Origin of the sequence: Staphylococcus sp. EG-SA-17, from assembly GCF_017151845.1 — a bacterium.
GTDB classification, from domain to species: Bacteria; Bacillota; Bacilli; order Staphylococcales; family Staphylococcaceae; genus Staphylococcus; species Staphylococcus aureus.
Window position 1 is genome coordinate 110,296 of sequence record NZ_JACVZO010000005.1, and the last position, 16,573, is coordinate 126,868.

A 16,573-nucleotide genomic window follows, 5' to 3' on the forward strand; every position below is an offset into this window, starting at 1 on the left:
TTGTACCATTCCTGAATAATTTTTATTTTAGTAAATTACACATTTTTTAACACATATAACCAGTAACTTGGTCATTTTTTTATTCGTAAAAAAACTCCCTTCATCATGTCAACAAAAACTACAACATGATTATGAAGAGAGCTTTAATTTATATCATCTGTATGAGTACTTTATACAATTTCAATTATACAAGTGATTTTACAACTTGTTGGCATCGTGGACATAGATGCGTCAATTCATCAACAGCACCAAGATCCTCTGAATAGTTCCAACATCTTTCACATTTTTCACCATCTGCATGTTCGATGACAATATCACCATGTTCATAAGCTGTTGCCTGATCATCTAACTTATCTACAACTTTAACTTGTGACACGATAAATAATTGATGTAATGCATCAAATGAAGTTAAGAATTCAGATGCATTAAATTTATCGTTACTAGCAATCGTAACTTTAGCTTCTAATGATTTACCAATAACTTTTTCATTACGAGCAGTTTCTAATGCACGATTCACATCATCACGTAAATTCATAAATGTACGCCATTTATCCAATAAAGCTTGATCTACTTCTACAACTTTAGGCATGTCTGCTAAGTGAACACTTTCTTCTTTAACATGTGGTGTATGAGACCAAACTTCTTCAGCTGTATGCACTAAGATTGGTGCTAACAACTTCGTCATATCAACTAAAATTTGATATAACACTGTTTGCATACTGCGACGGATATGAGAATCACGTTGTTCAATATATAAAATGTCTTTACCGTAATCCAAATAGAAATTACTTAACTCAACATTGATAAAGTTTTGAACTTCTTGATAAATATTTAAGTAGTCAAAGTTTTCATAGTTGTTAATCGTACTTGCAGTAAATTCACGTAAACGATTTAGCAAGTAACGATCCACTTCTAATAACTCTGATTCAGGAATGCTATCTGTGTCAGGATTGAAATCGTTAATGTTACCTAACATAAATCTTAATGTATTTCTGATTTTACGATAAACATCAGATGTTTGTTTTAAAATTTCATCAGAAATTCTAACATCAGCTAAATAGTCCGTACTACTTACCCAAAGTCTCGCAATATCAGCACCTTTTTGTTTAACCACTTGGTCAGGTACAATCACATTACCTAAAGATTTACTCATTTTCTTACCTTCACCATCCATAACAAAACCATGAGAAAGTAAGAATTTATAAGGTGATACTCCTCTTGTAGCAACTGAAGTTGTGATAGAAGAGTTGAACCAACCACGATATTGGTCACTACCTTCTAAATACATATCTGCTGGGAAACTTAATTCCGGTCTTGTTTCCAACACGCCACGGTGTGATGAACCAGAATCAAACCAAACGTCCATAATGTCTGTTTCTTTAGTAAATGTACCGTTAGGGCTGCCTGGATGTGTAAATCCTTCTGGTAGTAAGTCTTTCGCTTCTCTTTCAAACCAAATATTTGAACCGTGTTCTGCAAATAAATCAGCAACATGATTCACTGTTTCTTTCGTCATGATAATTTCGCCATTTTCAGCATAAAATACTGGTAACGGTACACCCCAAACACGTTGACGAGAAATAACCCATTCGCCACGGTCACGAACCATATTGTAAATACGTGTTTTACCCCAATTTACTTTGAAGTTTGTATTTTCGATTGCATCTAAAATATCTTGTCTTACTTTACTGATTGAAGCAAACCATTGTGGTGTAGCACGGAAGATTACAGGTTTTTTTGTTCTCCAGTCGTGTGGATAGCTATGTGTAATAAAGTCTAATTTTAATAGTGCACCTTTTTCTGTTAATAAATCAGTAACGGCTTTATTAGCTTTGTCATAGAACATTCCTTCAAATTGGCCGCCTTCTTCAGTAAATACACCTTTATCATCGATTGGACTAATTACTGGTAATTCATATTTTTGACCAACAATATAGTCATCTTCCCCGTGGCCTGGTGCTGTATGTACACAACCTGTACCAGCATCTGTAGTAACATGATCACCATTAATCACTAACGATTCTCTGTCTAAGAATGGATGTTGTGCTACAACATACTCTAATTCTTTACCTGTGTATTCTTTTTCTAATTTGATTGATGCTTTATCCCAATCCAGTGCTTCTGCTACAGCGTCAGATAAGGCTTCTGCAATAATATATTTTTCGCCATTTACATTGTATTGACCATATTTTAATTCAGGATGAACGGTAATCGCAACATTTGATGGAATTGTCCATGGCGTTGTTGTCCAGATAATAAATTTAGCATCTGCATCAACGACACCTTTGTCATCTTTAACGTCAAATGCAACGTAAATTGATGCTGAACGTTTATCGTGATATTCAATTTCTGCTTCTGCTAATGAAGACTCACTTGAAGGAGACCAATAAACTGGCTTTTTACCTTTATAAATTAAACCTTTATCTGCCATTTCTCCAAAAATACGAATTTGTGCAGCTTCGTATTCAGGTTTTAATGTGATATATGGATTATTAAAGTTACCACGAACACCTAAACGTCTAAAATCTTTTTTCTGTAATTCAATTTGTTCTAAAGCAAATTCTTTACATTTCTCACGGAATTCAGCTGTTGACATTTTCTTTCGGTCAACACCTTTTTTCGTTAATGCTTGTTCAATTGGTAAACCATGTGTATCCCAACCTGGTACGTATGGTGCATAGAACCCTTGCATAGTTTTATAACGTACAATAAAGTCTTTTAAAATTTTGTTCAAGGCATGTCCCATATGTAAGTTACCATTCGCGTATGGTGGGCCATCATGTAAAATGAATGTTTCGTTACCTTTATTTTTTTCTAACGCTTTATGGTATTGATCTTCTGCATCCCATTTTTCTTGAATTTGCGGCTCCTTGTTTGGTAAACCACCTCGCATTGGGAAATCTGTTTTAGGCATTAATAACGTTTCTTTGTAATCCATTTTTTTCACTCCTTAAAAATTTAAAAAACTCTAAGTTAAATTAAAAGGGACGATTGCTCGCGGTACCACCCTTATTAACTCAACTTAGAGTTCTCTCATTACATTATTTAAATATTAAAAAGCCAGTGATATAACATACATGCTTTTACTAGGCTCTCACCATTACCTAATTCGCTGTGAAAAGTTAAATGTATATTACGCGTCTGTCTTTATTTAATTCTTACTTCTTAGTTGTTTCTGAATCATTGGATTGTTGATTATTGTCTGGTGTATTTGATGCATTATTTTGTGCATTTGCTGCAACTTCATCTGGCTTTAAATCATTTTCATGCAAATGATGAATATTTTCAAGCGTCACTTGTTCAGCGTCTAAATCATAATTCAACAAGTAATCCCAATCTTCGTTTTTTAATAAGTCTAATTGCGCTTCAACTAACATACGGAAACGCGATCTAAATACTTTTGATTGACGTTTCATATCTTCAGTCTGGAATGCTAAACGGCGTGCTTTTTCTACCGCGTCACCAACCATTTGATTAGCTTGCGCTTCTGCCTTAGCTATAATCGCTTCAGCTTGTTTCTCTGCAGCTTGTTTAGTTTCTTCACCAGCTTTTTGGGCTTGTATCAAAGCATCACTTACAGATTGATGCACGTCTTGATAAGACTTAATATTAGTATCTCTCTCTTCGATTACTTTTTCAAGTTGTTTTTTATCTTCTTTAAGACGTTCAATTTCAGTGCTTAGTTGCTCCAAAAAATTAGCAACTTCAGTAGGTTCTAAACCATTCTTTACACGTGAAAACTCTTTATTCTTAATTTCATTTGGTGTAAAAGGCATTTGTTATCCTCCTTAAATCATTACTATTTGAATAATGTTCTATAGGTAATGTGCGTTTTATCTTTTTTAGTTTTACCACCTAAGTCAGTAATGTGTGCTCTACCAAAACCTTGGATGGATATTAAATCATTTGCTTGTAATTGAAAATCTGCTGAATCAACAATAGTGTGATTCACTTTAACACGTTTTTTTTCGATTAGTTGTTTCGCAATCGTACGTGATTTACGTATCATTTCTTTAATAACAACATCTAACCTTAAAGAACTAACTGTTGCACTTTCATTTTTCCAATTCTCATTAGATTGTATCATATCTGTTACTGGAATAGTATAAAGTTTAACTGATGCGCCTTTAATACGTTGTAATTCTAACATAATAAATGATTCCAATCTACTTGTCAAAACAAATTGAATTCGTTCATTCACAATTATATCTCCAACTTGTTCGCGTTCGATACCTAAAGACATTAATGTCCCTAAAATATGTTGATGTTTTAAAGTGACGAATTTTTCAGGATACTCTATTTCCATTAAAGTTAATTCAAAGTCACTTTCTTTAGGTTCATAATAGTTCGGCGAAATGATTGCTCTTTTTCTTTCAGCATTAGGCCCGCCATAAAAAGATACGTTTAAATCTTCATAACTGCCACAAATCACTTCCAATATATATTGCCCTCTTGGATCTAAAAAATGCGTTAATACTGGTGCATAATGGTGTTCCGCTTGATCACATTTATCCGTTAGCTGATCAATTAATTCGTATTCTTCCTGCCTAAAGTGTTGATAAATATCTATGTTAATCACTACCTTAAAAAATTTATAAAATACCATCTATTGCCCTTATATTCAGAAAAATACATATCAAAAACGAGGCTAAAGTATCATGTACCCTTGCCTCGTTATGTCGCTTAATTTATTGTAATTGAATTAAAATCCAATTAAAGATTTGGAGTAACCCTTTTTGGAATAATACTAAAACGATAATTGCAGCGATTGATGATATGTCGATAATTCCAATAGGTGGAATTACTTTTCTAAATGGTTGTAAGAAAGGTTCATATATTTTCGCTAATAAATAACCTACCTTAGTTTCTCTAATACTTGGTACCCAAGATGTAAAGAAATATATAATCATGCCGAAATAATAAATTTCAACAACAAAAAGGATAAATTTAAATATTGTAGCTAGCACATTTATATCCATATGTTAACTCCTTAGTCGAATGAATGTTCCATATTTTCAATATGGTCTGTAATGCTTCCAGCTACTTCCACATTATCAGGCGTACATAAGAAAATATCAGTACCTACACGTTGGATATCTCCACCGATTGCATAAACAGTACCGCTTAAAAAATCAATAATTCTTTTCGCTGATACTTTATCAATACGTTGTAAATTGACAAGTGTCGCACGGCGGTTTTTAAGCTCATCAGCAATATCTTGTGTATCTGAGAAAACACGTGGTTCGAATAAACACATTTTTGAACTTTCTTGTGATGCATTGTTTGGTGTAGCATTGTTCATAGTTACAACATTACGTGAATTATTTTTTGAATAATTAGACATACGGTTATTCCTTTCTTCTGACGTTGTTGTATATCTTGATGCAGATTTTTGAGGGACTGATTTGATTGCGTTTTGTTTTGTTGTTTGTTGTGACTGCTCTTTTGCTGGCGCTTCATTGACCTGTTGTTGTTTGTCAGGTACTTCTACTTCCTCTTCATCATCTATTACAAAAAATCCACTAAATAAATCTTTTAAAGCCAAGTGGCTCACTCCTCTTCTCCTACAAGTTTAGTCCCAATTCTAACAAACGTCGCACCTTCTTCAACTGCAATAAGATAGTCATTACTCATTCCCATTGATAATTCATCACAAGGCGCATATTCTAAATTGAGTCGTTGTATTTCTTCTTTTTTCAAACGTAACTGTTTAAATAACGATCTAATATATGCTTCATCATCTGTCAATGGTGCCATCGTCATTAAACCTACAATTTCGATTTTGTCATATTTTTTAAGATCATCTATAAACTGATCAACATCTTCTAAAGCAATACCATGTTTAGAAGCTTCTCCCGAAACGTTCACTTGCAAGAAACATTTAATTTTATGTTCTGCACGTTTGTTAATTTCTTTGGCTAAGCTCAATCGATCTAAAGCATGGAAATAATCTACGTCGTTTATAACGTCCTTAACTTTTCGAGATTGTAATGATCCTATAAAATGAATCACCGCATCTGATGGTAATGCTTCTTTCTTTTGAAAAAAGCCTTCCAATCTATTCTCACCAAAATGTCTTATTCCAGCCTCATACGCTTCTTTAGCTCGCTCTATTGTAACATATTTTGTAACTGCAATCACGTTTGGTTTTGTTGAAAAATTATTTTTTTCACTTTTGTCATTAATTTGTGTTGAGATTTGTTGTAAATTATCTTTCACACGCAAACATATCTCCTCCTTGTTTACTGTTGACCAATGAATGCTAACATGCGTCCTGTTTGACCTTTTTCTAATCGATAAGAGAAAAATAATTCTAAATGTTCAGATGTAGCATACGCTGTCGTATAAATATTTTCTTTAGGAACACCATAATAATTTAATAATTCAGCATTGGCTTTTTTCAAATCAATACCATGACGATCTCGTCCTCTAGTTTCAATATAGTTGGCACTATCAATTGGCAATGTTTCAAATTTATTTTTAATATCATCATTAATTTCATAACTTGATGATGTAGATGGTCCAATAACGACATGTAAGTCTTTCAAATCAAAGTTCACATGTTTTAGCACTTCTTTTACAATTTCAGTATAGGTACCACGCCAACCTGCATGCGCCAATGCAATAAAATGATGTTTTGTACTATAAAAATATACTGGTACACAGTCTGCATAACACATCGTTAATAAGACATTACTATCATATGTGTACATCGCATCAATACCATGAAGCGCATCAGTTAAAGTGTCTATATTTGTGCCTATATCATCCTTTGTAATACAAGCGACTTTATTTTCATGTGTTTGGATGGGAAACACCCAATTTTTTCTATCAAACGCAATTTCTTCAGCTAATTGCAATTGATGTTGAGTAATATTATATGGGCGATCATCAATATATCTCGCCATATTAAAAGCATTTTTAGGATAGTCACTTAAACCATCGCCTCTAGTTGTAATACCTAGAGTAATACCTTGTTGTAATAATTCTTCATATATTAAATGATGCGGTTGCTTTTTAAAATTATCATTCACTCGATCGTCACCATCATTTCATTTAAATTATCTTCGTCTAACTGTACAAAGTTAATAATTATATAATATAACATTTATGTTTAAAGTTAAAATGTTGCGCAAATAATTTTTGACTTAATTTTGACACGATACTTAAACACTTTTATTAACTTTGAAAAACTTAAATGTCCTTCTACATGTTCTAAAAATTAGTAAAAAAATCATCAGATATGTTATCTGATGATTTGTGTTGAATTATTTGTGTATATATATTAACCGATTAACGTCTTGTTCTTCTTGAACGTCTTTCTTCTCTATTTCTAATGAAGCTAGGAATATCATCTTCTTTAGTTGTATGTGTTCTTTCACTTACACTATCAGTTGCTTGTGCATTTGATGAATTTGAAGTGAATGATTCATCTTTAGAAGTTGCATTGCTAGAAGTATTTACGCTTGTTCCGAATCCAGTGCTACCAGATTTACGACCATGTGATGTTGGTTTGTCATCAAAACCAGTTGCAATAACTGTTACAACAATCTCATCTTGTAATTCAGGATTAATAACTGTACCGAAAATCATATTAACGTCTTCATCTGCAGCATCTTGGACAATATCAGCAGCCTCTTGTGCTTCAAATAATGACAATGACTCGCCACCAGTAATATTCATAAGCACACCTTGTGCACCAACGATAGATGTTTCAAGTAATGGAGAAGAGATTGCTTTTTTAGCAGCTTCTACCGCTCTATTTTCACCAGAAGAAACACCAATACCCATTAATGCAGAACCTTGGTTAGACATAATTGTCTTAACGTCTGCAAAGTCTAAGTTTACTTCACCAGAAACAGCGATTAAGTCTGAGATACCTTGTACACCTTGGCGTAACACGTTATCAGCTTCTTTAAATGCTTCCATCATTGGCGTAGATTTGTCAACGATATCTAATAAACGGTCATTTGGTATAACGATTAATGTATCTACTGCAGCTTTCATAGCTTCTACTCCAGCAGCAGCTTGAGTTTGACGTTTACGTCCTTCAAAACTAAATGGACGAGTTACAACACCAACAGTTAATGCGCCCATTTCTTTTGCAATTTTAGCAACGACTGGTGCTGCACCAGTACCAGTTCCGCCACCCATACCAGAAGTAACAAATACCATGTCTGCACCTTGGATTGCATCTTCAATTTGTTCACGAGATTCCTCTGCAGCTTTTTTACCGATTTCAGGATTAGCTCCTGCTCCTAAACCACGTGTTAATTTTTCACCGATTTGGATTTTAGATTCAGCTTTAGATAAGTTTAAAGCTTGACCGTCTGTGTTGATAGCGATAAATTCAACATTATTCATTCCATGGTCAATCATTCGGTTTACGGCGTTGTTACCGCCACCACCTACACCAATGACCTTTAAAGTCGCTAAATGATTAAATCCTTGTTCAAATTCTAACATTTAAATTTCCTCCTAGTTTTATTGGCCAATAATCATTCAAATAGAGATTTCATTAGTTTTTTGAATTTACTTTCTTCTTTATCTTTGTCTTGAACATGTTCATGATTCTGTTTATGTTCCTGATGATTATCTTCTGATTGATAAATTTCTTCATCTGTTGACTCTACTTCATTTTCATGAGTATCTTTTTTGTTTGTTTTACGTTTAAACCAATCAAATCCGCCTAATTTAGATTCGTTATCTTTGTCTTTCACATCAATAACATCTTCTTCAGTTTCTTCATTATCATGATAATTAATTGTAACATAATCTAATAACTCATCAAAAGCGATACTACTAGAAATTGTAGAAATTGCTGAAGAAAATTCAGGTTTTCTAATTCCCATTTGCGATGGCGTGTGAATTCTAACTTTTTCACTTACCATATCTGATAATAATTCTTTTACGCCAAGTAAGTTTGCAGATCCACCAGTTACAATAAACCCACCATTTACTTTTGTTAATCCTAAATCTTGTAAAACATCAAATACTTCGAAGAATATTTCTTCTACACGCGCTTCAATAAAGTCACTCAAATCTTTTTGAGTATACTGTACTGTTTCATCACTATCAACCTGTTCAACAGTGAAGATATCTTGATCTGAAGCAGAATCATAGAATGCATGACCATATTGGTGTTTAACTTTTTCAGCAGTTTCATAAGAAGTGTTTAATCCTTGTGCAATATCGTCTGTAATATCACGCCCTGCCATTTCGATAGAATCAGCATCTACTAATTCACCGCGTTCATAAAAAGCAACTTGCGTAACGTCTTCACCAATATCAATGACACATGCACCTAACTCTTTTTCAGTAGCTGTTAGGATTGAACCATAGTTATATGCATCAGAGTAAACATCTAATACATCAACACCACATGCTTCAACGCATTTAATCATATTAATTAAAATCGATTTTTGAATAGCAATTACGCCTGCTTCAACCTTTAATGAATGTCTGGCAATTAATTCTTTAGGGTCTGAAACCTCATTTTCTTTATCGACTATAAAACGAATCGGGAACACATTAATTACTTCTGTTTCTTGCACATCATTTTTTTCTCTAATACCTTCTAATACTTTTTCGATATGTGAACCGTTGATTTCTGTATCCTCATAAAAGTCGATTTCATTTGATTCATCATAAACTTCCGTTCCAATGATAGGTAATTTCAGGAAAACTTCTTTAATATCAACACCCGAAGCGATTGATGCCTTTTTAATTGTGTCTTTGATTGCTTGTCGCGCAATATCAAAATCATCAATTAAACCATTTTTTATACCGCTCGTGTAGGTTTGTCCTGTACCTATCACATTTATACCATTGTGAAATTTCTCGCCTACTATTGTTTTTACGCTTGATGATCCAATATCAATACTTACGTAGTAATGTTCTTCCATAGATAGGCACCTCCTGACAAATTACTATTAAAAAAATACACTATCCTTAGTTTACAATACGTTGAATGGCTTGTGAACTATAAACATAGACAATATCAAAATTTTTTAATTATTCTTACTTGATTGTTTGTTAATTTTGTTTAAAACGCTTTGTAATTCTTCTTTTGCTTGATTTTCCTCTTGAGATGATTTAGTCACATTTTTATCGCTTTCTGATTGACTAGACGTGTTTCCACGGTATGGGATAAATGAAGCACCGACTGATAAATCAATATAGCCTCGTGTTTTTAGTTTACCCGAACTATCCCTTGATAATGATTGTGACATCTGCGGATAATATTTCATTTTCTTAGATATCGTCGAAATATCACCGATTACTTGAAGTCCATCTGTCGTAAACAATTCAATTCTGCTTTGTTTGTTTTTACTTGGGGCGTATGTCACTTCGGCAATATATCGTCTAACTTCAGGTGTCATTTCAGATAACGCCTTAATCATATCATCTTCTTTTGTACCTTTGAAACCATCCATGACAGGTGCATCATTAATTTTGACATCATTTGAACCTTTAAGCAATTTACCATTTTCTAATAAAGGTAAATATTTACCTTTATATTTCACTAAAGCAATAATTTCATTTTCTGTGATATCTACGTTTAATGTGTTTGGTAATTGCTTGTGTATCTCAACACTTTTGATTAATGGATCCTCTTCGAGATCATTAATAGCATTTTTTTTACTAAACGTATACATCCTTGAATCATTTTTAACACCTAAAACTTTGTTTATCTTTGAAGTACTAACGTGATTATTTCCATTTATATTTACATGCGCAATTTTACTAAGTGGTGAAAACATGTAAATTAATATAACAGCAATCAACAATACCAATATTGTAATAACACTGTATTGGATTCGTTTTTGTCGCTTACGTCTTAACTTCCGCTTTTCTTCAAGTGTTAATGGCTTTAATTGTGTTACTTTACTTTTTCGTTCTTTTTTCGTTACTGTTTCCTCATCATTCGAGTCGCTATTTTGTTCTTTAGGAGCTGATTGAGGTTGTTCGTTGTCGACTGCAATTCCATTCGATTCATTTTGGTCGTCAATTTCTTGATTATATCTATAATCCTCATTTTCAATATTAGAGTCTGTAGAATCATCGATATTATTATTATTCGCATGACTAGAAGCAGAATCATTATTTTCATCATTGCTTTCTTCTTTTTTGAAGTCTTTATTTATCAAGTAAATTTCTTCATCAAAATCAGTTTGTTGAGATGTATCATCTTTATTTTGATTAGAAAAATGTGTAGCCTTTGATCTTTTTCTTTGCCGTCTTTTCTTAGATGTATTCCTCGTAAATAATTCTAATTCATCTTTATCTTCATTTGATTCTTGTTGATCGTTCTTCGTTTTATCATCCATCAATACTCACACCCTTTAATAAGATGGTAAATGGGCACGGAATCTTTCAATAAATTTCTCTCCACGCTCTTCAAAAGTACTATATTGATCCCAACTCGCACAAGCAGGTGACAATAATACAACATCATTTGGTTCTATAATATCTTGTACTTTATCAACAGCGTCTTCGACATTGTTCGCTTCAATGACCGATTTCCCTTGACTATTACCTAGTTTAGCAAACTTAGCTTTCGTTTGTCCGAATACAACCATCGCGCGAACATTTTCCATATAAGGAATGAGTTCGTCAAATTCATTCCCTCGATCCAAACCACCACATAACCAAATGATTGGTTGATTAAATGAATTTAAGGCAAACTGTGTTGCTAGCGTGTTTGTTGCTTTGGAATCATTATAATATTTATTAGTTCTATTAGTACCAACATATTGCAATCTATGCTCTATTCCTGAAAATGTAGTTAAACTATCAATAATTGCTTTAATAGGTACACCAGCTAAAATACAAGCAAGCACAGCTGCTAATATATTTTCTAAATTATGTTCACCAGGCAATACTAGATCTTCAGTGTTAATAATACGAACACCTTTATAAACGATAAAACCATCTTTAATATAAATACCATCAACTTCTTGTTGAGTTGAGAAATACAATGTCTTAGCTTTTAATTCTTCCGACTCTATCACTTGTCTTTGATGATAATTACAAATCAAATAATCTTCTTCCGTTTGATTTTTATATATTTGCTTTTTAGCATTTTGATAGTTTTCTAAATTTTCATGGTAATCAAGATGCGCCGAATAAATGTTAGTAATTATAGCAATGTGTGGTTTATACTTTTCGATTCCAAGTAACTGGAATGACGACAACTCTGTAACTAAATAATCTGTAGGCTTTACTTCTTGTGCTACTTTAGATGCAACATAACCAATATTGCCGGATAATCTTCCAGTTAAGCGACTTTTTTTAAACATATCTCCAATTAGAGAAGTAACTGTCGTTTTACCATTTGTACCCGTTACAGCTATGATTGGTGCTTCAGAGATTAGATAACTTAACTCAACTTCTGTTAAAATTTTCAAACCTCGTTTCACTGCTTCATCAATAATAGATACTGTATAAGGTATTCCAGGATTTTTAACAATTATTGGATTATTATCAAGCAACGTTAATGGATGACTTCCACTTACAACAGAAATGCCCATAGATTCTAAATCTTTTGCATGAGCATCTTGTGATAAGTCTTTTCCATCATTGACAGTTACATTCGCACCTAATTTACTTAATAATTTAGCTGCTTCATAACCACTTTTTGCCAAACCGACAACTAATACATTTTTATTTTCTAACCCTGTATAATTAAGCATCTTAATGCACTCCAATCCATAAACCGATTAAACCTGAAATCAGACCAACGGCCCAAAATACTGTAACTACTTTCCATTCGCTCCATCCTATCAATTCAAAATGATGATGAATCGGACTCATTTTAAATATACGCTTTCCAGTCAATTTAAAGCTAGCGACTTGTAACATAACGGATAATGTTTCAATTACGAATACTAAACCTATAAAAATTAATGATAATTCCTGATTAAGCATGATTGAAATCGTAGCAAATATACCACCTAAAGCTAAGCTACCTGTATCTCCCATAAACACTTTAGCAGGGTTAATGTTATATGGTAAAAATCCTAAAAGTGCAAACAACATAATGATACAGAAAATACCAATTGCCGTTTCTCCTAACACAAAGCTCATGATGGCATACATTGTAAATCCGATAATTGACAGTCCAGTTGCTAATCCATCTAAACCATCTGTTAAATTTACCGCATTAGAAAAACCTACTTGCCAAAAAACAATGAAAATAACATATGCAAATGATAGTGGGATTGCTACATTCGTAAATGGAATATGTATGCTCGTAGAAAAATTCACCAAATGAAACACATTACTTAAAACAAAGAAAATAATCGCAATACCAATTTGCGCCAAAAACTTCTGTTTACTTGTTAAACCTTGGTTATTCTTTTTAACAACAATAATATAATCATCTATAAAACCAATTAACCCAAAACCAATCGTCACAAATAATAACAGTATGATTGGATTAGCTTGATCTACAAATATAATAGCCACCAAAGACGTTATCACAATACTTAATAGAAATGTTAGTCCACCCATCGTTGGTGTACCAGTCTTCTTCATATGGCTTTGTGGACCTTCTTCTCGAATACTTTGACCAAATTTCATCCTTTTTAATGTAGGTATTAAAACAGGTACCAAAACAAATGTAATCACTAGCGCTAATAACGCATATACAAAAATCATAACTATCTCCTCTTCTTAATCCAGACTTTTTTAACCACTAATATATTATCAATTTTTCAATTAAATAAACAAAGTTGTAATCAAAATTTATAATTTTTCTTTTTTACGGCATAAGAGGCCAGTATAAAAAGTTTGCCTATAACAAACAAGTTAATCTGACCTCGTCTACCTTAAAATTCTCTATCAACACTTATTTATAAAGATTAAATGAAGATGTTGTTTTCTATCACAGCATTACTTTAGTAAAAACAAATAGTGACAATACACCCTTATTTAATGTAGCCATTCTTGTTAGTCCGACTTATCCTTGTCAGTTTTACTGTCAGATTTCTTCTTATCATCTGAATTCGAATCAGAATTATTCGTCGAATTGCTGTCTACATTCTCTGATGAAAATTCTACGTCTATTTTATCTTTTTCAGTAAGTTTTTGTCCCTTACTAATTGATTGGTGGGACACAAAACCGCTACCTTTTAAATTTACTTTAATATTTGTTAGGTTTTCAAAAGCAATGACATCTTCTTTCGTCCATCCTGTCATGTCAGGCATAGTTAAGTCTCCATCTGTTAATAACAGTACTTTACTATGAGGTAAGACTTTATTCCCTGCTTTTATAGATTGTGCTTTTATTTGTGTGCCAGTACCGATAGTAACTGGTTCTAATGATTTTGCACTCACATTATCAATAGCTTTTTGTTTGTCTTGACCTTCAACATCTGGCACTTTACTATACTCTGCATTAGATGTGTCATCTTTTGATTTACCTACATTTAAATATTTCAAAGTATTTTCCATTATTGGTTTAAACGCTTTACTAACACCTAATTCATAAGCTTCTTGGTCATTTTTTTGTGCCAAGCTCATACCAGCGTATACAATAACTTTAGGATTTTTCTTCGGCGCGTCACCCATAAAACTTACAAAATATGGGTTTGGACCTTTAACGTATCCACCACCATTAGGTGCAGCGACTTGTGCTGTACCAGTCTTACCTTCGACCTCATAACCATCAATACGATAGTTTGCAGCGTGACTCTTCTTACTATTCACAACTAAATCCAATTGCTTTTCAACTTTTTCAGCAGTATCTTTTGTTATTGGTTTGCCTGCGATTTGTTTTTGACCTTTATAAAATTGTCTTTTACTAACAGGATTTTCAACGCTATTCACAAACCATGGTTTTAACATATTACCATCATTAAAGAACGCTGATTGCGCTTGTAACATTTGAACAGGTGTTACAGTTGTCGATTGACCAAATGATGACGTTTTTTGTTGCAACTCATTACTCCATCCAATTTGACCAGGTGCTTCTCCATCAAACATACCTTTAGTTGATTTTCCAAATCCAAATCGTTCATACCAAGATTTCATTTTGTCTGCACCAACTAAATCTTGTAAATGCATCATCAATGTATTAGATGAATAAGTAAATCCGAGTGACATTGGGATTTCACCCCAACCGACTCTATTCCAGTCTGAAATACGTGAACCCATAATATCTCTATGTCCAGATTTATATTTCTTATCAGGATCAAAAGCACCTTCTTGAATAGCAGCTGCTAACCCATATGATTTAAATGTTGATCCAGGCTCGTATGTATTTTGATATAGGTCATTTGCCCACTTTTTACCAAAGTCTTTACCAGTTTCAGGATTAAATGTTGGTCGCTGACTGTATGCTAAAATTTCTCCAGTTTTGGCATCCATGACAACCGCAAATAAATCTTTCGGCTGGTATCTTTCAACCATGCCATCTAAAGCTTCTTCAACAAATACTTGAATATTTGAATCGATTGTTAAATGGACATCATCACCACGTTTAGGCTGCTTCTCTTTTTTAGTATTTGGTGCGATATATCCCCAAATATCATGAATATATCTCAATGATCCTTTAGATCCACTTAAATAACTATCAAAAATCTTTTCAACTCCAAGCGCACCTTTAAGTTCACCAGTATCTGGATTTTTCTGAGCTCTACCAATTAAGTGTGATGCAAAATTGCCATTTGGATAAAAGCGTTCTGTTTCAGGCAATAAAGAAATACCAGGCAAATTCATTTTCTCTATTTTCAATTTGTCCTGATACGTTAAATTTGTTCCTTTGCGTCCAAATTCAATTTGGAAAGCTTTCTTTTGACTAAGTCTCTTTTCAATTTCCTCTGGCTTCATATCAATGACTGTAGATAATTTCTTTGCAGTCTCTTTTTTATCAACTACATGCCTAGGTTTTTTAGAATTGGCACTCGCCTTTTTATCTATTACTGCAACAAGTTTATATCTTTCTACATCTTCTGCTAGCACTTTACCATTACGATCATATATCTTCCCTCGTTCTGGTTGTTGTGCATTCTTAACTAAATACTTTTCATTTGCCTTCATGACTAAATCTTGACCATTAGAATGTCCAGTAATCATGATATATGAAATTCTTAAAACCAATATAAAAAAGAGCAGTCCGAATAAACCAACAAGTAGGACTGCCCCTATTTTATTTTTTTTAATTTTAATTTTTTGCTTCGCCATTACTACGCACTACCTTTACATTATCGTTCTCAAGGCTCATCCCCTGTTTCTTAGCCTTTTCGTATATGCGTTCATAAGAAGAATTCTTTTTGATTTCAGATTGTAAAGCACTGTTTTCACTTGATTGTTTATCTATTTTATAATCTAAATCTGCAATCTTTCCTCGCGTATCATACGCATCCATTTTTAAAGATAGCATATAAATACTTAACATAGCAATTACAGTAATCAAAGTTATGTATAAAACTTTTTCAAATTTAGTTAATTGTACAACCACTTTTCTCGAAACAGTCTTCTTTTCGGGCTTAGTTTGTGGTTGTTGCTTCGGTATACTATTATAAACTTGTTCGTCATATGGTTGGTACACTTTTTCTACAGCCATTAT

Annotated in this window: 14 protein-coding genes; all 14 read right to left on the bottom strand. The window is 33.1% G+C overall.

Annotation, left to right across the window (positions count from 1 at the left end; translation table 11 throughout):
• Nucleotides 1–184 precede the first annotated feature (184 nt).
• On the bottom strand, nt 185–2,938 hold the full coding sequence (ileS, locus tag IDG65_RS04015) for an isoleucine--tRNA ligase (protein WP_000384709.1): 2,754 nt from the start codon (nt 2,936–2,938) through the stop codon (nt 185–187).
• Nucleotides 2,939–3,158: 220 nt separating this feature from the next.
• Nucleotides 3,159–3,776 (bottom strand): DivIVA domain-containing protein, encoded by a 618-nt coding sequence (locus IDG65_RS04020; RefSeq protein WP_001117064.1) that lies wholly within the window; start codon nt 3,774–3,776, stop codon nt 3,159–3,161.
• Between the two features lie 23 nt (nt 3,777–3,799).
• Nucleotides 3,800–4,579 carry a YlmH family RNA-binding protein gene (locus IDG65_RS04025; RefSeq protein WP_170267421.1) on the bottom strand — a complete coding sequence of 260 codons (780 nt, stop codon included), beginning with the start codon at nt 4,577–4,579 and terminating at the stop codon, nt 3,800–3,802.
• Between the two features lie 109 nt (nt 4,580–4,688).
• Nucleotides 4,689–4,979: a YggT family protein gene (locus IDG65_RS04030; RefSeq protein ID WP_000354115.1), complete on the bottom strand. Its 291-nt coding sequence runs from the start codon at nt 4,977–4,979 to the stop codon at nt 4,689–4,691.
• Between the two features lie 11 nt (nt 4,980–4,990).
• A complete protein-coding gene (locus tag IDG65_RS04035; protein ID WP_000018608.1) occupies nt 4,991–5,554 on the bottom strand; it encodes a cell division protein SepF in 564 nt (187 codons plus the stop codon).
• A complete protein-coding gene (locus IDG65_RS04040) occupies nt 5,551–6,219 on the bottom strand; it encodes a YggS family pyridoxal phosphate-dependent enzyme (RefSeq protein WP_001548498.1) in 669 nt (222 codons plus the stop codon). Before IDG65_RS04040 ends, IDG65_RS04035 begins: the two co-directional genes overlap by 4 nt.
• A 23-nt stretch (nt 6,220–6,242) precedes the next feature.
• Nucleotides 6,243–7,034 (bottom strand): peptidoglycan editing factor PgeF, encoded by a 792-nt coding sequence (pgeF, locus tag IDG65_RS04045; protein WP_000999342.1) that lies wholly within the window; start codon nt 7,032–7,034, stop codon nt 6,243–6,245.
• A 259-nt stretch (nt 7,035–7,293) separates the two neighbouring features.
• Nucleotides 7,294–8,466: a cell division protein FtsZ gene (gene ftsZ, locus IDG65_RS04050; protein WP_000888997.1), complete on the bottom strand. Its 1,173-nt coding sequence runs from the start codon at nt 8,464–8,466 to the stop codon at nt 7,294–7,296.
• A 32-nt stretch (nt 8,467–8,498) separates the two neighbouring features.
• Complete coding sequence (gene ftsA, locus IDG65_RS04055; RefSeq protein ID WP_000391032.1) at nt 8,499–9,905, bottom strand: cell division protein FtsA; 1,407 nt, start codon at nt 9,903–9,905, stop codon at nt 8,499–8,501.
• Nucleotides 9,906–10,010: 105 nt separating this feature from the next.
• Nucleotides 10,011–11,330, bottom strand: coding sequence for a cell division protein FtsQ/DivIB (locus IDG65_RS04060; RefSeq protein ID WP_000342205.1), 1,320 nt, complete (start codon nt 11,328–11,330; stop codon nt 10,011–10,013).
• Between the two features lie 15 nt (nt 11,331–11,345).
• The gene (gene murD, locus IDG65_RS04065; RefSeq protein ID WP_000935991.1) at nt 11,346–12,695 is read right to left on the bottom strand and encodes a UDP-N-acetylmuramoyl-L-alanine--D-glutamate ligase; all 1,350 of its coding nucleotides are present in this window, start codon (nt 12,693–12,695) and stop codon (nt 11,346–11,348) included.
• Between the two features lies 1 nt (nt 12,696).
• Nucleotides 12,697–13,662 carry a phospho-N-acetylmuramoyl-pentapeptide-transferase gene (gene mraY, locus IDG65_RS04070; protein ID WP_000578458.1) on the bottom strand — a complete coding sequence of 322 codons (966 nt, stop codon included), beginning with the start codon at nt 13,660–13,662 and terminating at the stop codon, nt 12,697–12,699.
• A gap of 291 nt (nt 13,663–13,953) precedes the next feature.
• Complete coding sequence (locus IDG65_RS04075; RefSeq protein ID WP_001118654.1) at nt 13,954–16,188, bottom strand: penicillin-binding protein; 2,235 nt, start codon at nt 16,186–16,188, stop codon at nt 13,954–13,956.
• Nucleotides 16,169–16,570, bottom strand: a complete 402-nt coding sequence (gene ftsL / locus IDG65_RS04080) for a cell division protein FtsL (RefSeq protein ID WP_000257598.1) — start codon at nt 16,568–16,570, stop codon at nt 16,169–16,171. The genes IDG65_RS04075 and ftsL overlap by 20 nt, the downstream gene beginning before the upstream one ends.
• Between the last annotated feature and the right edge of the window lie 3 nt (nt 16,571–16,573).